This is a genomic window from Sphingomonas sp. TREG-RG-20F-R18-01 (assembly GCF_022662475.1).
Lineage (GTDB): Bacteria > Pseudomonadota > Alphaproteobacteria > Sphingomonadales > Sphingomonadaceae > Sphingomonas.
Window position 1 is genome coordinate 323,177 of the sequence record NZ_JAKNQQ010000003.1, and the last position, 19,089, is coordinate 342,265.

19 protein-coding genes are annotated in these 19,089 nt (G+C 66.7%); 9 read left to right on the forward strand and 10 right to left on the reverse strand.

All coding sequences use genetic code 11. The features are described from left to right. Window positions 1-22: 22 nt before the first annotated feature. Genes L8K25_RS11255 through purM form a run of 4 tightly spaced genes read right to left on the reverse strand, consistent with a single transcriptional unit; the run spans window position 23 to window position 2,763 of the window. Window positions 23-649 (reverse strand): hypothetical protein, encoded by a 627-nt coding sequence (locus L8K25_RS11255; RefSeq protein ID WP_242139006.1) that lies wholly within the window; start codon window positions 647-649, stop codon window positions 23-25. Continuing rightward, window positions 646-1,023 (reverse strand): MmcQ/YjbR family DNA-binding protein, encoded by a 378-nt coding sequence (locus L8K25_RS11260; protein ID WP_242139007.1) that lies wholly within the window; start codon window positions 1,021-1,023, stop codon window positions 646-648. Before L8K25_RS11260 ends, L8K25_RS11255 begins: the two co-directional genes overlap by 4 nt. Continuing rightward, entirely contained in the window at window positions 1,020-1,595 is a 576-nt protein-coding gene (gene purN / locus L8K25_RS11265) for a phosphoribosylglycinamide formyltransferase (protein WP_242139008.1), read from the reverse strand. The genes L8K25_RS11260 and purN overlap by 4 nt, the downstream gene beginning before the upstream one ends. A gap of 58 nt (window positions 1,596-1,653) precedes the next feature. Then, entirely contained in the window at window positions 1,654-2,763 is a 1,110-nt protein-coding gene (gene purM, locus L8K25_RS11270) for a phosphoribosylformylglycinamidine cyclo-ligase (protein ID WP_242139009.1), read from the reverse strand. Between the two features lie 62 nt (window positions 2,764-2,825). On the opposite strand from purM, the gene L8K25_RS11275 reads away from it, so the two are divergent. The 5 genes from L8K25_RS11275 to L8K25_RS11295 all read left to right on the forward strand — a co-directional run bounded on the left by L8K25_RS11275 (window position 2,826) and on the right by L8K25_RS11295 (window position 9,780). Continuing rightward, entirely contained in the window at window positions 2,826-4,091 is a 1,266-nt protein-coding gene (locus tag L8K25_RS11275; protein WP_242139010.1) for a heavy-metal-associated domain-containing protein, read from the forward strand. Window positions 4,092-4,134: 43 nt separating this feature from the next. Beyond that, window positions 4,135-4,758: a DnaA/Hda family protein gene (locus tag L8K25_RS11280; RefSeq protein ID WP_242139267.1), complete on the forward strand. Its 624-nt coding sequence runs from the start codon at window positions 4,135-4,137 to the stop codon at window positions 4,756-4,758. Further along, entirely contained in the window at window positions 4,755-6,932 is a 2,178-nt protein-coding gene (locus L8K25_RS11285) for an RNA degradosome polyphosphate kinase (RefSeq protein WP_242139011.1), read from the forward strand. The genes L8K25_RS11280 and L8K25_RS11285 overlap by 4 nt, the downstream gene beginning before the upstream one ends. A gap of 7 nt (window positions 6,933-6,939) precedes the next feature. Continuing rightward, window positions 6,940-8,472 (forward strand): Ppx/GppA family phosphatase, encoded by a 1,533-nt coding sequence (locus tag L8K25_RS11290; RefSeq protein ID WP_242139012.1) that lies wholly within the window; start codon window positions 6,940-6,942, stop codon window positions 8,470-8,472. Window positions 8,473-8,592: 120 nt separating this feature from the next. Next, the gene (locus L8K25_RS11295; protein ID WP_242139013.1) at window positions 8,593-9,780 is read left to right on the forward strand and encodes a glycosyltransferase family 2 protein; all 1,188 of its coding nucleotides are present in this window, start codon (window positions 8,593-8,595) and stop codon (window positions 9,778-9,780) included. Between the two features lie 117 nt (window positions 9,781-9,897). On the opposite strand, the gene rnd is transcribed toward L8K25_RS11295, so the two are convergent. Continuing rightward, window positions 9,898-11,073, reverse strand: coding sequence for a ribonuclease D (gene rnd / locus L8K25_RS11300; RefSeq protein ID WP_242139268.1), 1,176 nt, complete (start codon window positions 11,071-11,073; stop codon window positions 9,898-9,900). Window positions 11,074-11,245: 172 nt separating this feature from the next. Here rnd and aspS point away from each other — a divergent pair, with 172 nt between their 5' ends. Further along, on the forward strand, window positions 11,246-13,054 hold the full coding sequence (gene aspS / locus L8K25_RS11305; RefSeq protein ID WP_242139014.1) for an aspartate--tRNA ligase: 1,809 nt from the start codon (window positions 11,246-11,248) through the stop codon (window positions 13,052-13,054). An 85-nt stretch (window positions 13,055-13,139) separates the two neighbouring features. Next, window positions 13,140-13,913, forward strand: coding sequence for a polyphosphate kinase (locus L8K25_RS11310; protein ID WP_242139015.1), 774 nt, complete (start codon window positions 13,140-13,142; stop codon window positions 13,911-13,913). A gap of 184 nt (window positions 13,914-14,097) precedes the next feature. Here the strand turns inward: L8K25_RS11310 and L8K25_RS11315 are convergent, their stop codons facing one another. Then, the gene (locus L8K25_RS11315; protein ID WP_242139016.1) at window positions 14,098-14,553 is read right to left on the reverse strand and encodes a hypothetical protein; all 456 of its coding nucleotides are present in this window, start codon (window positions 14,551-14,553) and stop codon (window positions 14,098-14,100) included. Between the two features lie 42 nt (window positions 14,554-14,595). Continuing rightward, complete coding sequence (locus tag L8K25_RS11320; RefSeq protein ID WP_242139017.1) at window positions 14,596-15,225, reverse strand: carbonic anhydrase; 630 nt, start codon at window positions 15,223-15,225, stop codon at window positions 14,596-14,598. 65 nt (window positions 15,226-15,290) lie between these two features. Here L8K25_RS11320 and lipA point away from each other — a divergent pair, with 65 nt between their 5' ends. Both lipA and L8K25_RS11330 read left to right on the forward strand, forming a co-directional pair. Further along, entirely contained in the window at window positions 15,291-16,250 is a 960-nt protein-coding gene (gene lipA / locus L8K25_RS11325) for a lipoyl synthase (RefSeq protein WP_242139018.1), read from the forward strand. 1 nt (window position 16,251) lies between these two features. Further along, entirely contained in the window at window positions 16,252-16,734 is a 483-nt protein-coding gene (locus tag L8K25_RS11330; RefSeq protein WP_242139019.1) for a type II toxin-antitoxin system RatA family toxin, read from the forward strand. On the opposite strand, the gene L8K25_RS11335 is transcribed toward L8K25_RS11330, so the two are convergent. From L8K25_RS11335 to ispF, 3 genes are read right to left on the reverse strand one after another with little or no spacing between them, the layout of a single operon-like run. Next, on the reverse strand, window positions 16,671-17,201 hold the full coding sequence (locus L8K25_RS11335; RefSeq protein WP_242139020.1) for a CinA family protein: 531 nt from the start codon (window positions 17,199-17,201) through the stop codon (window positions 16,671-16,673). The genes L8K25_RS11330 and L8K25_RS11335 overlap by 64 nt on opposite strands. Continuing rightward, window positions 17,198-17,731: a hypothetical protein gene (locus L8K25_RS11340; RefSeq protein WP_242139021.1), complete on the reverse strand. Its 534-nt coding sequence runs from the start codon at window positions 17,729-17,731 to the stop codon at window positions 17,198-17,200. The genes L8K25_RS11335 and L8K25_RS11340 overlap by 4 nt, the downstream gene beginning before the upstream one ends. Further along, window positions 17,728-18,972, reverse strand: a complete 1,245-nt coding sequence (ispF, locus tag L8K25_RS11345; RefSeq protein ID WP_242139022.1) for a 2-C-methyl-D-erythritol 2,4-cyclodiphosphate synthase — start codon at window positions 18,970-18,972, stop codon at window positions 17,728-17,730. The genes L8K25_RS11340 and ispF overlap by 4 nt, the downstream gene beginning before the upstream one ends. Between the last annotated feature and the right edge of the window lie 117 nt (window positions 18,973-19,089).

Genomic DNA, 19,089 nt, shown 5'->3' on the forward strand with positions numbered 1-19,089 from the left:
GCATCGGTCCCTCCGAACGCACTCAGCCCTTCGGTCGCTCGATCGCCCAGGCCGCTTCGAGGGCGGCTTTGGTCGCGGCAGGCGTCCTCAACCGCAGCGCCTCGGTCTTCAGCTCGCGACCGAACAGCAGGCGGCCCTTGGTGGCCCATACGATGTCGTAGATGCCGCTGACCGTGCGCGGCGCATCGTCGTTCCAATAGTGCACCGTCAACAGCACGGGCAGCTTGCCCGCCTTGCGATCGTCCCCGCCGTCGGTCGCCGCAAGCAGGGCGCGTTCGTACCAGCTGCGACTGATCGTCTGGGTCGGCGACGTCTGCGCAGGGATCCCGAGCGCGGCCGGGAAGACCACGGCGACATCGCCCAGGGGATGCCGGTCGTCGCGCTCGATCAGGATGTCGCCATTGCGCGCGACGCTGGCTTTGACGACATAGCGGGCGTGTTCACGGCTTTCCGTGACTGACTGCGTCTGTTTTTCCGCCTGTTCGCTGCGATGGTCTGACCAGGTCAGCCACAGTCCGAGCCCCGCAATCGCGACGCCCGCCACGCTGACGATCTCCGCCAGCGAAACCCAGCGGCGTCGGATGGCGGCGGCTTCGGCCTTTTCGGCTGGTGTGGCGACGGGGTCCGATGGCGGCGGCAGGTCGGTCACCGGCCACCCGCCTCCAGCAGCCGCTGTGGCGCCGCCAGTTCCCAGCTGATCGCGATCCGGTCGCCGACGCGGTCCCAATCGACGGTGTCTCCGTCGAGCCGCAGCGCGATCCAGCCCGACGGCCCAAGATAGGCCGGTTTGAAATAACAGGCGGGGTCGAGATCGATCAGCTGCGCCTGCTCGTCGTCGCCCGTGGTCTTCACGATCACCACGGTCTCGCCGTCGTCGTGATGATTATGCCAGAAATAGGCGAAGAACTTTCCATCGGCGACAAGAAAGCCGGGGGCACCGTGCGATGCGCGTTCGGCCGTTTCCGGCAACGCCAGGCATAGGGACCGGATGCGGTCGAGCAGGGGAGCGGGATCTGGACTCATCGTGCGACGAACTCTGCCAAAATGCGGGGGTAAAGGCGATGCTCGGCCTCGAGCACGCGCGCGGCAAGCGTTTCCGCCGTATCGCCCGGGACGATCGCGACCTCGGACTGGCCGAGCACTTCGCCGCCATCCAGTTCCTCCGTCACGATATGGACCGAGCAACCGCCGACCGGATCGCCCGCGGCGATCGCGCGAGCATGGGTGTCGAGACCCTTGTATTTGGGGAGCAGCGAGGGGTGGATGTTGAGGATGCCGCCCCGCCATGCCGCCACGAACGTGTCCGAAATCAGCCGCATGTACCCGGCCAGCGCGATCGTCTCGACCTGCGCATCGCGCAGCGCCGTCTGGAGCGCGGCTTCGTATGCGGGCTTGCCGATGCCCTTCGGCGAAAGGCTCCAGGTGGCGATGCCCTGGTCCATCGCCCAGGCAAGGCCCGGTGCCGCGGGTTTGTCGGATGCGACGAGGACGACCTCATAGGGGCAGGCGGGGTCGCGGGATGCCTCGACCAGCGCGGTCATGTTCGACCCACGACCCGATAGCAGGATGCCGACCCTGACCTTTCGCGGCGCCATCTAGGCGGCTCCCGCTCGGGCGCGGACGTTTGCGTGGCTGGTCGAGGCCGTCATCCGCTCACTCATGATTGTGCGTGGCGGTCCAGTCGGCCTTGCCGCCCCAGGTCTCGGTCGAGCCCGACACGGTGCACCCGCGCTGCCCGGCTTCGAGCGTCCCGATCGACAGGACCGTCTCGCCAGCCGCCTGCAGGGCGGCCGTCACTGGTCCGACCTGGTCGGCCGCGACGATCACCGCCATGCCGACGCCGCAGTTGAAGGTCCGTGCCATTTCCTCCGGCTCGATGTTGCCCTGCGCCTGGAGGAACGCCATCAGCCGTGGCTGCTGCCACGCATCGGCGTCGACGTGCGCATGTACGCCCTCCGGCAGGACGCGCGGGATGTTTTCGAGCAACCCGCCACCGGTGATGTGCGCGAGCCCCTTGATTCGCTGCTCGCGGAGCAGGGGGAGCAGCGACTTCACATAGATGCGGGTCGGCGCCATCAGCGCGTCGATCAGCCGCACCTCATTGTCGAACAAGGCCGGGCGGTCGAGCTTCCAGCCCTTGTCGGCGGCAAGCCTGCGCACGAGCGAGAAACCGTTGGAATGGACGCCCGACGACGCCAGGCCGAGCAGGACGTCCCCGGCCGCGATCTCGCGTCCGGTCAGCACCCGGTCCCGCTCGACTGCGCCGACGCAGAAGCCCGCGAGATCGTAATCGTCCGGCGCATACATGCCCGGCATCTCGGCGGTTTCGCCACCGATCAGCGCGCAGCCGGCCTGGAGGCACCCCTCGGCGATCGACGCGATCACCCGCTCGGCGACCGCCGGGTCGATTTTCGCCGTCGCATAATAATCGAGGAAGAAGAGCGGCTCGGCACCCTGGACGATCAGATCGTTGGCGCACATCGCAACCAGATCGATCCCGACCCCGTCATGCGCGTCCTGTTCGATCGCGAGCTTCAGCTTGGTGCCGACCCCGTCATTGGCCGCGACGAGCAGCGGATCGACAAAACCCGCCGCCTTCAGGTCGAAGAAGCCGCCGAAACCGCCCAGATCCGCGTCGGCGCCCGCGCGGCGCGTGGCCTTGGCCATCGGACCAATCGCACGGACCAGCGCATTACCGGCCGCAATCGAGACGCCCGCCTGGGCATATGTGTAGGACGCCGTGTCCGCTTCGTTTTCGCTCATCCTGCCCGCCTAGCCATATCGCGCTTGGATTTCCACGCCTCCTTCGCCAAAAGGGCGCCGACATGTCGATCCATCGCATTTTTCGCCCGCTGGGGCTTGCCGCCGTTCTGGGGCTGGCGGCGACGGGCGGGTTCGTGCTCGCGCAGGGCGACAATCCGACTCAGGGGCTGGCCCCGGCAGATGGGTCCGGCAGCTACGAAGTGAGCGGCGTCGAAGTTGACGTCACCGGGAAGTCGGCCGACCAGGCGCGCTATGCCGGCTGGCGGGTCGCCCAGCGCAAGGGTTGGCAGATCCTGTCGCGGCGGCTCGGCGGCGGCGGCGCGCTGCTGTCGGATGGAACGCTCGACGGGATGGTATCGGGCATCGTCGTCGAAAACGAACAGATCGGTCCGAACCGCTACGTCGCACGGCTGGGCGTCCTGTTCAGCCGCGCGCGCGCCGGATCGATCCTGGGCGTTGCGGCCGAAGCGACGCGGTCCCCCCCGATGCTGACGATTCCGATCGAAATCAGCGGCGGTGCGGCGGTCGGATTCGAACAGAAGACGGCGTGGCAGGACGCGTGGCTCCGCTATCGCACCGGTAACAGCCTGATCGACTATATCCGTCCGACGGGGACGGGCACCGATCCCTTGCTGTTGAACTTTGGCCAGACCGAGCGGCGGGGACGCGGGTGGTGGCGAGTCGTCCTCGACCAATATGGCGCGACCGACGTGCTGATCCCGACCGTAACGCTGCGGCGCGAGTGGCCAGGCGGTCCGATCATCGGGACCTTCCAGGCGCGCCACGGCCCGGACAATCGCTTGATCGCGCAATTCACGCTGCGCGTCGATAATGGCGACGCCTTGCCGGTGCTGCTCGATGCCGGCGTCAAGCGGCTGGACGATGCCTATCAGGCCGCGTTGCGTAATGGCGCGCTGATGGGGGATGCCGGTCTTGCCTATGTCGCACCCGTCGCGACGCCGACTCCGCTGGAGCAGCCAACCGATCTGGCGAGCCCCGGGCTGGACGGGATCGCCGGAGGAACGGGGGCGACCGCCGGTTCGGTCGTCACGGTTCAGGTGGACACGCCGAACGCCGCGTCCGTCACCAGCACTGAATCCGCCTTGCAGGCGATCCCCGGCGTCCAGTCGGCCGTCACCACCAGTCTCGCACTAGGGGGCGTGTCGGTCGTGCGCGTACAGCTGGAGGGGGAGCCCGCCGGGCTCAGAACCGCACTGGAGTCGCGCGGATGGACCGTCGTGGGCAGCGGCACGACCTTGCGGATCCGTCGCGCGGCGCCGGCCGGCGCGAACAGCCAGGTCGGGTCCGCCGACAACACGACCGGGTGATTCACCGATGTCAGACGCGGCACCCATGAGCCCCTCCGCGCAAATGGCGCTGCCGTTCGATTGGCCGGCCGACCCGCGCGATGACGAATTCCTGATCGGGACCTCCAATGCCCGCGCGGTGCAGCAGCTGGAACACTGGAGCACCTGGCCCGTAATGGCGGTCGTGGTGACCGGTCCGCGCAAGTCGGGCCGAAGCCTGATCGCGCGGATCTTTGCCGCGAAGACCGGTGGCGGGCTGATCGACGACGCCGAACGTCAGAACGAGGTGGCGATTTTCCACGCTTGGAACCGCGCGCAGGAAGAGCGTCGTCCGGTCGTCGTCGTCGCCGATGCGCCGCCGCCCGAATGGGACATCAAGCTGCCGGACCTGCGGTCCCGCCTGATGGCCAGCCCCACCGTGCGGATCGGCGATCCGGACGAAGCGCTGATGGCGGCGCTGTTCGAACGCCAGTTCCTGCGGCGCGGCATGGACGCGCGGCCCGACCTCATCCAGTGGCTGGTGATGCGAGTCGAGCGGACGCACGTCGCGCTGCTGCGCGCGGTCGACCTGCTCGACCAGGTCGTGCTAGAGCGCCGCAAACGCTTGTCGATCCCGCTCGCGCGGGCAACATTGCAAGAGGCGGGGCTGATCGGCGGCCGCGCTCCAGACCCGGCAGAGCCATCATGACGAGACCCGCCCATATCGCGATCCTCGGTCGCGACGACGATCCGTTCGCCGGCAGCGAGGGCAGCGATCGCTACTTCAATCGCGAGCTGTCCTGGCTCGCGTTCAACCGGCGCGTGCTGGAGGAAGCAACCAACGCCGCGCACCCGTTGCTGGAACGGCTCCGCTTCCTGTCGATCTCGGGATCCAACCTCGACGAATTCTTCATGGTCCGCGTGGCCGGCCTGAAGGGGCAGCAACTGCAGGACGTCGATCGGCGGTCGACCGATGGCCTTACGTCGGGCCAGCAATTGACCGCGATCGTCGCGGAGGCCGATGCGCTGATCGACAGCCAGCGCACCGTCTGGCGCGAATTGCGGCGTCTCCTTGCCGAGACCGGGATCGGCGTGCTCAGCTCGCGCACGATCGACGAGGCGTTGAGTGGGGAGGAGCTTTTCTGGCTCGAAACGCAGTTCCGCGAACAGATCTTCCCGATCCTGACCCCCCAGGCCCTCGACCCCGCGCATCCGTTTCCGTTCATTTCGAACAAGGGCCTCGCGGTGATGTTCGACCTCGTCCGGATCTCGGACGACCAGCCGATCCGCGAGCTCGTCCTATTGCCGGCGCCGATGCCACGGTTCGTACGCTTGCCGGGGACTCAGGCGCGCTACGTCGCGGTCGAATCGCTGGTGAAGCGGTTCGCGCCGCTGATCTTTCCCGGCTACCGTGTTCTGGGCGCCGCCGAATTCCGGGTACTGCGCGACAGCGACATCGAGATCGAGGAGGAGGCCGAGGATCTGGTCCGCTACTTCGCGAATGCGATCAAGCGGCGCCGGCGCGGGCGCGTGATCCGGCTCGAACTGGAGAGCGGCATGCCGGAGCGGCTCGGCGCGGTGTTGCGCGACGAGCTGGGCGGGCCGGACTGTTTCGTCACGGAGAGCGGCGCGTTCCTCGGTGTCGGGGACCTCGAGGCGATCGTCGACGAGGACCGGCCCGACCTGAAGTTTCCGCCGTTCTCGCCGCGGTTTCCGGAACGGATCCGGGAATATGGCGGGGACTGCTTTGCGGCGATCAGCGCGAAGGACATCGTCGTCCACCACCCCTACGAGACCTTCGACGTGGTGCTGGCGTTCCTCAAGCAGGCCGCCGCCGACCCCGACGTCGTCGCGATCAAGCAGACGCTGTATCGCGCGGGCAAGCAATCCGCCGTCATCAACGCGCTGATCGCCGCGGCCGAGGCGGGCAAGTCGGTCACCGCCGTGGTCGAGCTCAAGGCGCGGTTCGACGAGGAGCAGAATCTGCTCTGGGCATCGGCCCTGGAGCGCGCGGGCGTGCAGGTGGTCTATGGTTTCATCGACTGGAAGACGCACGCGAAGGTATCGATGGTGGTCCGCCGCGAGACCGGGCAATATCGCACCTATTGCCACTTCGGCACGGGCAATTACCACCCGATCACCGCCAAGATCTATACCGACCTCAGCTTCTTCACCGCCGATCCGCGGCTGGGCCGCGATGCGGCGCAAATGTTCAATTACGTAACGGGCTATGTCGAGCCCGAAAACATGGCGTTGGTGAGCCTGTCACCACGGGACATGCGGCCCCGGCTGATGGCGTTGATCGACGCCGAGATCGCGAATGCCCGCGACGGCAAGCCTGCCGCGATCTGGGCCAAGATGAACTCGGTCGTCGACCCCGAGACGATCGACAAATTGTACGAAGCCAGTGATGCCGGCGTGCAGATCGACCTGATCATCCGCGGCATCTGCTGCCTCAAGCCTGGGGTTGCGGGCCTGTCCGAAAATATCCGCGTCAAGTCGGTGGTCGGCCGGTTCCTCGAGCATAGCCGGATCTGGGCGTTCGGCAACGGCAAGGATCTTCCCAATCCCGATGCCAAGGTGTTCATCACGTCGGCGGACTGGATGCAGCGCAATTTCGATCGCCGGATCGAATATATGCTGCCGATCGAGAACCGGACCGTGCATGACCAAATCCTTGGCCAGGTCATGGTCGCCAATCTGATCGACGACGAGCAAAGCTGGGAATTGCAGGCGGATGGAAGCTACGTCCGGGTGGTGCCGGGTGACCGTCCGTTCAACCTGCACCGGTATTTCATGACCAACCCCTCGCTTTCCGGCCGCGGAGCCGCGCTCGCGGCAAGCGGGTCGGTCCCGAAACTCTCGCTGCGTCGGCGGCGTTGATCGCATCATGGCCACCATCATCTTTCGCAAGCCGAAGCCCGTCGGCGGCCCTGTTCCGCCCCCCGCCGCCAATGGCGCGGAGCGGACCGGCATCATCGATATCGGGTCCAACTCGATCCGGCTGGTCGTGTACCAGGGGCCCGACCGGCTTCCCGCGACGCTGTTCAATGAAAAGGTGATGGCCGGCTTGGGGCGCGGCCTGGCCGAGACCGGCGCGATCGCGCGCGAGGCGCTCGCGACGGGATCGGTGGCGCTTGCCCGCTTCGCCGCCGTCGCACGCGAGATGGAAGTGACTCGGTTGCGGACTGTCGCCACTGCCGCGGTCCGCGACGCCAGCAACGGGGCCGAACTGCTCGGCACCGCGGCGGCGCTGGGGCTGGAGGTGGAACTGCTGTCGGGCGAGCAGGAAGCGTCCGGCGCCGGATACGGCGTCCTGTCCGCCATTCCCGACGCCGACGGCATCGTCGGCGACCTCGGCGGCGGCAGCCTCGAACTGATCCGCGTCGCGCGGGGCGAGGTCCTCGACCGCATATCCTTTCCCCTCGGCGTCCTGCGGATCGCGGCAATCCGCGCAAAGGGGCCGGGCGCGCTGCAACGGGTGGTGGAGCAGGCCTTGCGGACGTCGGGCTGGTCGGGGAAGGGGGCCGGCTTGCCGCTCTATCTCGTTGGCGGATCTTGGCGGGCGCTGGCCCGGCTCGACATGCACATCAACAGCTACCCACTGCCGGTCATCCATCAATACGCCATGTCGCGCAGTGCGATCGAGCGGCTGGGCCGCACGATTAGCCACGTCAACAAGGCATGGCTACGCGCCGTTCCCGGTCTGTCGGCCGGGCGTGCCGCGACGCTCGGCGATGCCGGGGCGTTGCTGGGGGTGTTGCTCAAGCATCTGGGCACCGAGACGACGATCGTATCGGCGTTCGGGCTGCGCGAGGGGCTGCTCTATGGCGCGCTGGATCCCGTCATCCGCGCGCAGGACCCGCTCATCGTCGCGACGCGCGACGAGGGGCAGCGACACGGGCGTTTCCCCGAACACGGGGACTTGCTCGATAGCTGGATCCGGCCGCTCTTCGCACGCGATACGGCCGACCTGGCCCGACTGCGGCTGGCGGCTTGTCTGCTCGCCGACGTCGGATGGCGCGCCAATCCGGAATTCCGCGCGGAACGCGGGGTCGAAATCGCACTGCACGGCAACTGGATCGCCGTCGACGCACGCGGGCGCGCGCTGATGGCGCAAGCGCTGTTCACGAGCCTTGGCGGTGGCACTGATACGCCCGCACCGCTCGCCATGCTTGCGCCGGCCGCCGACCTCAAGCGGGCGGTGTTGTGGGGCCTCGCGATGCGATTGGGGCAGCGGATGAGCGGCGGACTGGAAGGACCGTTGCAGCGAACCCGGCTGCTCGACGACGGAGCCGTGCTGACCTTGTGCGTGGCGGACGCCGACCGCGCCCTGTACAGCGAGACGGTCGAGCGGCGTCACGCCGCGCTGGCGACCGCCTTGGCGCGCAAGGCGGGGGTAAGCCGGATCGCGTCGTCCTGACGTCACCGGCACACGGATTCCATTTGCCCGTTTTCCTCCTATCGCCGAGATTGTTTTGATCGGAAAGTCGGCTAACGCTGTCTCTGGTGGCCGCTTGTATCGCCACCCAGGAGGTTATCGATGATCCCATCGATCCCGGAACGTGCGGCACCCGTCCTGGTCGCCGACATCGTTCGCGGAGACAGTTGGCAGCTACCGGCAGAACTGACGATCATCGTTCCCACGTTCAACGAGGCCCGCAACGTCCCCTTGCTGGTCGAGGCGTTGCGCAGCGCGCTCGGCGAGACGCGATGGGAGGTCATCTTCGTCGATGACAATTCGCGGGACGGCACGGCCGACCGCGTGCGGTCGCTCGCCCTGCAGGATCCCCGCGTCCGCGTGGTCCACCGCTACGATCGGCGCGGGCTTGCGTCGGCGTGCGTCGAGGGGATCCTTGCGTCCTCATCTCCCTATGTCGCGGTCATGGACGGGGACATGCAGCATGATGAAACCATTCTGCTCGACATGCTGGGACGGCTACGACGCGGGGACGTCGATCTCGTGGTCGGCAGCCGCTATGTCGCGGGTGGCGGCATGGGGGACTGGACCAAGCGACGCATCGCGATGAGCCGGTTCGCGACGCTGCTGGCCAACACGTTGACCAAGACCGCGATCGGCGATCCGATGAGCGGGTTCTTCATGCTTACCCGAGACGCGTTCATGGCCTCCTTGCCTGGGCTGTCGTCGGTCGGGTTCAAGATCCTGCTCGATATTGCCGCGTCATCGCCGATCCCGCTGCGTGTGGCCGAGGTGCCCTTTACCTTCCGCACCCGCCAGCACGGCGAAAGCAAGCTCGATGGGCTGGTGTTGTGGGAGTACGTGCAGCTCCTGCTCGACAAGACGCTGGGGCATCTGGTCCCGATCCGGCTCGTCAGCTTTGCGCTGGTCGGCGGGTCGGGGGTGGTCGTGCACTTCGTCGTGCTGACCGCCGTGCTGGAAGGTCTGCTCGCGGCGTTCGGCGCGCGGGGGGAGTCCCGCTGGTTCGCGATCGCGCAGGCCGTCGCCACGCTGGTCGCGACGTCCAGCAATTTTTTCCTGAACAATATCCTGACCTACAGCGATCAACGTCTCAAGGGGCGCCGGTTGGCGTGGGGCTGGGTGACGTTCAACCTCGTCTGCGGAGTCGGGCTGTTCGCCAATGTCGGCATCGCGCGGTGGCTGTACCAGCGCCACAATTACCTGATCCTGTCGGCGCTGGCGGGGATCGCCGTCACGACGGTATGGAATTACTCCATGTCGTCGATCTTCACGTGGCGGAAGCGTCGGTAACGACGGCCGCGCGGGCGGCGGGCCGGTTCGCCGGCGACCCGGCGAGGGAGCACCGGGCAGGTGCCTCCCGATCGGGCCGCCGGCCTTGCTCCGACCTCGCAATGACGGTCGGGAACTTCAGGTAACGTCTTCGGTGCGCGTCATTTTCAGCTTTCCGCCGACGACGGCGAAGGCAAGCCGCCCCTCGACCAGGTCGAGCGCGTCCCGGCCGAACTGGTCGAACCGCCAGCCCTGGAGGATCGACAGGTTTTCCCGTTGCCCCGCTGCCAGGGCATCGAGATCATCGGTCCGCGCAAGCAAGCGGGCCGCGACGTCGATTTCCTTCGAGCGGATCTTGAGCAGCAGTTTGAGCAGGTCGGCGACGAGCGCGCCATCCTTGCCAAGACCCGGCTTGCGATCGTCGCGCGCGGGCATGTCATCGGCCGACATCGGCGTGGCCGCCTCGATCGCCGACATCAGGCGGGCACCGATGTCGTTCTGCGCCCAGGTCGTCGACAGGCCCCGAACCTTTGCGAGATCCGCCTGCTTGCGCGGGGCGTGTCCGGCCAGGTCGGCGATCGTCTCGTCCTTGACGATGCGGCCGCGCGGCAGATCCTTCGCGCGCGCTTCGATCTCGCGCCACCGGGCGAGCGCCTTCAGGCGACCGAGCACCTCCGGCTTGCGGCTGGGGATGCGGATGCGACGCCATGCCTCTTCGGGATCGTTGGCGTAATTCGCCGGATCGCCGATGCGTTCCATTTCCTGGTCCAGCCACGCGCCGCGACCGGTCTTGCGCAGCCGCGCCAGCATCTTCGGAAAGATTTCGGCAAGATGCGTCACGTCGCCAATCGCATATTCGATCTGCCGCGAATCGAGCGGCCGACGGCTCCAGTCGGTGAACCGCGCGCCCTTGTCGATCGTCAGGCCGAGCCAGGCGTCGACGAGATTGGAATAGCCGATCTGCTCGCCCTGCCCGAGCGCCATCGCGGCGACCTGCGTGTCGAACAATGGGTAGGGGGTCTTGCCGGTCAGGTTGTAGATGATCTCCAGATCCTGCCCGCCCGCGTGGAAGACCTTCAGCACGTCGTCATTGTTGACCATCAGCTGGAGGAGGGGGGCCAGGTCGAGCCCCGGCGCCATCGGGTCGATCGCGGCGGCCTCGTTGGTGTCGGCGATCTGGATCAGGCAGAGTTCCGGCCAGAACGTGTTCTCGCGCATGAACTCGGTATCGATGCAGACGAAGTCGGCCTCGGCCAGTCGGGTACACAGATTCGCGAGCGTAGCGGTGTCGGTGATGAGCGGATGGATATGCATCATCCCCCCATAGCCATGTGACGGCGGCTTGACAAAGGCGGGCTGGAAAGGGAAGCGCGGACCATCAATTCACCGTCGTCCCGGCGCAGGCCGGGACCGCTGAACGACGGGCGTCCGCTCGACGGACAGCGGCTCCGGCCTCCGCCGGGATGACGAAGCAAGAAGAAAAGCCATGCACGCTTATCGCACGCACACCTGCGCCCAGCTGCGCGCCGCCGACGTCGGCACCTCGGTCAAGCTGTCGGGCTGGGTTCACCGCAAGCGCGACCACGGCAATCTGCTGTTCGTCGACCTGCGCGACCATTACGGCATCACTCAGATCGTTACCGACAGCGACAGCCCGACGCATGCGATGCTAGACAAGGCGCGGCCCGAGTCGGTCGTCACCGTCGTGGGCGACGTCGTCGCGCGCTCGCCCGAGACGGTGAACGCGGGTCTCCCCTCGGGCGAGATCGAGCTGCGCGCGCGCGAAGTGACGGTGCAGTCCTCGGCGCACGAACTGCCGATGCCGGTGTTCGGCGAGAACGAATATCCCGAGGATATCCGCCTGCGCTATCGCTTCCTCGATCTCCGGCGCGAGCGGTTGCACGCGAATATCCTGCTGCGCTCGAACGTCATCGCATCGCTGCGCAAGCGGATGATCGACCAGGGGTTCACCGAATTCCAGACCCCGATCCTGACCGCCTCGTCGCCCGAGGGCGCGCGCGATTATCTGGTGCCGAGCCGGGTGCATCCGGGCAAGTTCTACGCGCTGCCGCAGGCGCCGCAGATGTTCAAGCAGCTGCTGATGGTGGCGGGGTTCGACCGCTATTTCCAGATCGCGCCGTGCTTCCGCGACGAGGATGCGCGCGCCGATCGTTCGCCGGGCGAATTCTACCAGCTCGATTTCGAGATGAGCTTCGTGACGCAGGACGACGTGTTCGCGGCGATCGAGCCGGTGCTGCACGGCGTGTTCGAGCAGTTCGCCGACTGGCAGGGCAAGGGCCGCACCGTCTCGCCGCTGCCGTTCAAGCGGATCCCGTACCGCGAATCGATGCTCAAATACGGCAACGACAAGCCCGATCTGCGCAACCCGATCGTCATCACCGACGTGTCCAAGCATTTCCGCGGCTCGGGCTTCGGGCGCTTCGCGTCGATGGTCGAGGGCGGCGACGTCGTCCGCGCGCTGGCGGCACCCAACACGCACGAGAAGTCGCGGAAATTTTTCGACGAGATGAACAGCTGGGCACAGAGCGAAGGCTTCCCGGGTCTCGGCTATGCGACGCAGAAGGACGGCGTGTTCGGCGGGCCGATCGCCAACAACCACGGGCAGGACGGGATGAAGGCGATCGCCGAGGCGCTCGGTCTGGGCCCGAACGACGGCATCTTCTTCTCGGCGGGCAAGGAAGCCTCAGCGGCCAAGCTGGCGGGGCTCGCGCGGACGCGGGTTGCCGACCAGCTCGGGCTGATCGACGACAAGAAGTTCGAATTCTGCTGGATCGTCGATTTCCCGATGTTTGAATATGACGAGGACGCGAAGAAGGTCGACTTCAGCCACAACCCCTTCTCGATGCCGCAGGGCGAGATGGAAGCGCTCGAGACGATGGACCCGCTCGATATCCTCGCGTTCCAGTATGACATCGTCTGCAACGGGATCGAGCTGTCGTCGGGCGCGATCCGGAACCACAAGCCCGAGATCATGTACAAGGCGTTCGAGATCGCCGGCTATACGCAGGACGACGTCGACACGAACTTCGCCGGCATGATCAACGCGTTCAAGTGCGGTGCCCCGCCGCACGGCGGCTCCGCACCGGGCGTCGACCGGATCGTGATGCTGCTCGCCGACGAGCCCAACATCCGCGAGGTCATCACCTTCCCGATGACGCAGAAGGCCGAGGATCTGATGATGGGCGCGCCCAACTTCGCGACGCCCAAGCAGCTCAAGGAACTCAACCTCAAGGTCGTCGGCGACGGCGCGAAGGCGGCGGAAGCCGCGAACTGAGGCCGCTCGGAGGATCGAACGGGGGGATGGCGCGTATGATTTGGCGGCATCCCCCGCCGCGTTCCAACCCCGAGGGCCAGATCCGATGACGCTACACCTTGCTGATTACGAAGCCGGCAAGAAATATCACGGCGATTACGGCGACGATCTGGACGCGCTGCAGGAGCGGCTCGCGCATATCCAGGTAGCGCACATCGTCCACAAGCAGCGCGCGATCGTGCTGTTCGAAGGCTGGGATGCCGCCGGCAAGGGCGGGATCATAAAGCGGCTGTGCGCCGAATGGGACCCCCGCAATTTCCAGGTCTGGCCGATCAAGAGCCCGACCCCCGACGAACTCGACCATCACTTCCTGTGGCGCTTCTGGAAGAAGCTGCCCGCCTGCGGGAACATCGCGGTGTTCGACCGCAGCTGGTACGGTCGCGTGCTGGTCGAGCGAGTCGAGGGCTATGCCGAAAAGCCCGAGTGGAAGAAGGGCTTCGACGAGATCAACGCATTCGAGGCGCAACAGGTCGATGCGGGCACGACGATCGTCAAGCTGTTCGTCCATGTCTCCCAGAAGGAACAGGACAAGCGGCTCGAAGACCGGCTGGACCATCCGTGGAAACGCTGGAAGACCGGGATCGAGGATTATCGCAACCGCGACAAGCGCGACGCCTATCTCGACGCGATGCACGACATGTTCAAGCGGACCGATACCAAGGCGGCGCCGTGGACGATCATCGACGGCAACGACAAGAAGGCAGGACGGATCGCCGCGCTGACCGCGATCATCAAGGCGCTCGAGGCGAATGTCGACATGACCCCGCCCGCGCTCGACCCGGAGATCGAAAAGGTCGCGCGCGAGGCGCTGGGGAAGTAGCCGGGATCCCGCCCCCCCACTTTCCCTTCCCCGGCGAAGGCCGGGGCCCAAGCGAGGAACAGAAGTTTCTCGGGCGGTGCGCGTCGTTACATCCGTCCGCGCTTCTGGGCCCCGGCCTTCGCCGGGGAAGCAAAAGGAAGAAGAAGGGCAGCTTCGTTCGGCGTCGCTGCCGCCCGTCGCCCCCTCAAATCCACAACAGCACGATCGGCACCACCGCCCCGAGCGCCAGCAGGGCGAGCGACACCCGCCCCGCGCTCCTGTTCGACAAGGCGATCACCACGCCGAGCACGGTCGATCCCGCAAGAGCGATCGAAAGCAGCGCGACGAAGATCTTGAGCGGCAGCGGCGAGGGCCGTTTCGCCTCGCCCATCGGCCGCCGTTCAGGCCTTTCCCCAGCGACCGCCGGTGCGGCGGCCTTCGGTCGCTCCGCACGCGGCGCGCGGGGTGGCGCCTGATCCTTGTGGACGCTGGCAAGCCAGACGATCCAGGTGGGCGGCGGACCGCCATACCCGTTGGTTTCCTGCAACCGAAAAGTCTGCAACGCGCCACTGACCGCGAACACTATGATCATCGGCGCGAAGAACAGCCCGATATAGCTATGGTATCGCCGCAGGGCGCGCAGGGTGTTCGGTCTCATCATCCGAGCGTACGACCGGAACGGTGTGCAAGCAACGCCGGGCGCTTACGCGGCCGCGAACGCGCCGTCGTCGCCCATGACGTGCAGCACGCCGTCGGCAATCGCGAAATAGGCACCGCGCAGCTTGAGCGTGCCGTCCGCCTCTGCCGCCTGGACGAACGGAAAGGTCCGCAGATTCGCGAGGCTGACCCGGACGGTTTCGTGCTCCATCACGCGCACGGCGGCAGGCCCGGTGCCATGTTCGGCGACGATCCGGTCACGCGCCGCATCAAGCATGTCGACCCAGTGCGCGATGAACCCGCCTTCACCGGGAGCCTTGCCCTCGAACGCGTTGGTCAGCGCAGCACTGACGCCGCCGCACGAGCCATGCCCCATGACGACGATTTCGGACACCTTCAGCTGCGTCACCGCGAATTCGAGCGCCGCCGAAACGCCGTGGCGCGCGCTGTCATTCTCGAACGGGGGGACAAGATTGGCGACGTTGCGAACCACGAAGATCTCGCCGGGCGACGTATCGAACACCTGTGCCGGATCGACCCGGCTGTCGGAGCAGGCGATCACCATCACTTGCGGGCTCTGGCCTCTGGACAGTTCCGACCAGCGATCGCGCTGGCGAGTCCAGTCGGTGGTGCGGAAGCGGTGATAGCCGCTGACGAGCTCGGAAAAATCAGCCATGGCGCTTCTGTAAAGCGATCATGCAGGGGGTGGCAAGCGCGCGGTGCAGTCGCTATCTGCCACCCATGAACGAGAAGTCCCCGCTCGCATTGCCGCTAACGATAGCGCCCTCGGTCCAGGCGCCGGTCCGTCCCGCACGTGAACGCAAGCCCGACTGGATCCGCGTCAAGGCGCCCGGCGGTACCGCCTTCGCCGAGACCAAGGCGCTGATGCGCCGCCTCAACCTCGCCACCGTCTGCGAAGAGGCGGCCTGCCCCAACATCGGCGAGTGCTGGACAAAGAAACACGCGACCGTGATGATCCTCGGTGACACCTGCACGCGGGCGTGCGCCTTCTGCAACGTCAAGACCGGAATGCCGCGCGCGGTCGACGCGCTGGAACCGCAGCATACCGCAGATGCCGCCGCCGAGCTGGGCCTCGAGCATATCGTCATCACCTCGGTCGATCGTGACGACCTTCCGGACGGTGGTGCCTCGCAATTCGTCAAGGTGATCGAGGCGTTGCGCCGCACCACGCCCAACACGACGATCGAGATTCTTACCCCCGACTTCCGCAACAAGACGCAGGCGGCGGTCGAGTCGATCGTCGCGGCGCGGCCGGACGTCTACAACCACAATCTCGAGACGGTCCCGCGGCTGTATCCGACGATCCGTCCGGGCGCGCGCTATTATGCATCGTTGCGGCTGCTCGAATCGGTCAAGCGGCACGATCCGTCGATCTTCACCAAGTCGGGCGTGATGCTTGGGCTTGGTGAGGAGCGGCTCGAAGTGCATCAGGTGATGGACGACATGCGCTCGGCCGACATCGATTTCCTGACGATGGGGCAATATCTTCAGCCGACCCCGCGCCATGCCAAGGTGATGGACTTCGTCAAGCCGCAGGCGTTCGACGCATTCGCCGCGATCGCGCGCGCGAAGGGGTTCCTGCTCGTTGCGAGTTCGCCGCTGACCCGGTCGAGTTACCATGCCGGGGACGACTTTGCCCGCCTGCGCGCTGCGCGGGAGCTGAAGCTGGCGCGCGCCTGACATGCCCCGTCATTCCGAAACACGGCATTTGCCTTACACGCCCGAGCAGATGTTCGACATGGTTGCGGACGTCGGCCGCTATGCCGAGTTCCTGCCGTGGGTCTCGCAGATCCGCGTGCGTTCGCGTAGCGAGACGCAGCTGGTCGCGGACATGATCGTCGGGTTCAAGGGCCTGCGCGAGACGTTCACCTCGAAGGTCGAGATGGAACGTCCCGGACATATCCATGTCGATTATCTGGACGGGCCGCTGAAGTATCTCCGCAACGACTGGGTTTTCCGGCCGGAGCCGCAGGGCTGTGCGGTCGATTTCACGGTCGACTTCGCGTTCAAGAACCGGGTGTTCGAGATGCTCGCGGGGCAGGTGTTCGGTACCGCGTTGCGCAAGATGATCGGCGCGTTCGAGGATCGCGCCAAGGTGCTTTACGGCGCGTCGTCGCCGTCGCTGGGCGGCAGCAGCAGTTCGAGCGCGCACAGCGCCGCCTGAAGGCGGACGCCACCGCGACCGAGATCACCGAAGTCCTTGCGGTCGGCGACGACATGGCCGGGATCGGCCCCGCGCTCCGCGCGGGCGAACACGACCGTGCCGACCGGTTTCTTCTCGGATCCGCCGCCCGGACCGGCAACGCCGGTGATCGCCACCGCGATATCCGCGCCGCTCGCTTCGAGCGCGCCTTGCGCCATGCTCCACGCGGTCGCGACCGAGACCGCGCCGAACGTCTCGATCACATCGGCGCTGACTCGCAGCATTGAGAGCTTGGCGTCGTTGGAATAGGTCACGAACCCGCATTCGAACATCTCGGACGATCCCGGGATCTCGGTCAGCGCCGCCGCGACGAGGCCGCCGGTGCAGCTTTCGGCCAGCGCCACGCGGCGCCCTGCGGCAAGATTGGCTTCGACCACTTTGCGCGCTGCCTCGACCAGTTCGGTAGGAAGGATCGTGTCCATCGTCATTGTGCCGTTTCAAAACAGACGGGCAGGTCGATCTTTTCGCCCTTGCGCGTCTTGGCCTGGATCGTGAGCATTAAAATCTGCGCGGCCACGTCCGCGGTGTTGCGGGGCGGCAGCGGGGCGAGCGCGGTGACGATCCGTTCGATCGATGCGCAATCCCGAATGTGGATAGTCTTGGTCACTTCGGCAACCAGCATCGTGGTCAGCAACGGGCGAACAAGTTCCGAATCGAGCATCGCGGTGCCCTCGACCCCGCCGATCTTGCCGATCGCGCGTTTCGCCTGCGGCCAGGCGCGGTCCGCCTCGCTGCGGTAGCGGGTGAGCATCACGCCATTGGTCTGGCGGATCGCTGCGCTTGCCGGGAGGACCGAGGCGCAGGCGACACCCGCCGCCCCGATCGCCTCGGGCAGAACCACCTGCGCCAGATCCGACACCTCCGACGAGGTCAGGCACGCGCCCTGTTGCGGTTGCGCCGCTTGGGACGCCGTAGCGGCCAGCGCCAGCCACGTTGCCGCGATCACCCGCTTCATCATCGCGCCTGATCCTCCGGAACCCGTACCGTCGCGGCCGCCTGCGCCGCAATCCCTTCGCCGCGCCCGGTGAAGCCAAGTCGCTCGGTCGTGGTCGCCTTGATACTGACCTGTCCCGGGCGGAGCTGCAACAGATCAGCGATCCGGTCGCGCATCGCCACGCGGTGCGGGCCGACCTTGGGTTCCTCGCAGATCAGCGTGAGGTCGATGAAGTCGATGATCCCGCCGCGCTCGGTGATGAGGCCGGCGGCATGCTGCAGGAACTGCGCCGATTCGGCGCCGCGCCACTGCGGGTCGCTCGGCGGGAAATGCGTGCCGATGTCGCCCGCGGCGATCGTGCCGAGCAGCGCGTCGGTGATGGCATGAAGCGCGACATCGGCGTCGCTATGCCCCGACAGGCCCTTGTCGTGCGGGATCAGGACGCCGCCGAGCCACAATTCCTCGCCGACCTCGAGCCGGTGGACGTCGAACCCGGTCGCCATGCGCGTGCGCAGCGTGGTCTCGAGGCGCGCCTCGGCGGCGGCGAAATCGGCGGGATGGGTAATCTTCTCGAGCATGGGATCTCCTGGGACAAGCGCCACTGTGCCACCGGCCAAGCGGACCATCTGGGCATCGTCGGTGGGTTCGTCGCCGCGCCAGCCGCGATGCGCGGCGAGCACGACGGGAAAGCGAAAAGCCTGTGGTGTCTGGATCCGGTGCAGTCCGTCACGCGCAACCGTTCCGCCGAGCAGCGTGCCGCTGAGCGCGGTATCGCGCGCGAGCGTGTCAGCAACGGGAAGGGCAGGGACCGCGCCGTCCCGCGTATCCAGCGCAGCGATCAGCGCGTCGATGACGGTCGCGCCGAGGAACGGGCGGGCGGCATCATGGATCAGCACGCGTTCGACCTCGGCCGTCGCACGGCCCTCGACCAGATCGGAATTCGACAACGCATCGGGCTGCGGGACGGTTACGGCCGGGCCGGGAAGACGGATGAGCGCCTCAAGACCGGCCAGCACCGAACGCCGACGGGTGGCCCCGCCAATCACGAACTCGACATCGCCCAGAGCGTCGGCGAGCGCCGCTTCCTGTCCGGCACCGATCACCACGATGACGCGACCGATTGCCGGATGGCGCTGCAATGCTTCGTAACTGTGCGCGAGGATCGCGCGCCCGCCAAGCGGCGCATATTGTTTGGGGACGGCGCTTCCCGAGCGTACGCCGGTTCCGGCGGCGACGATGATGGCGGCGGTCTTGGTCGATGGCATGCGGCGCGCCTAGACCATGCCGCGCCGTCCCGCCAGCCTTGCCGCAAGCGCCTGTCCCGGCTATAGACTGCCTGTTTTTGAGGCAGACGCCGCTCCCCCCTCGCAGATTAGGCTCCC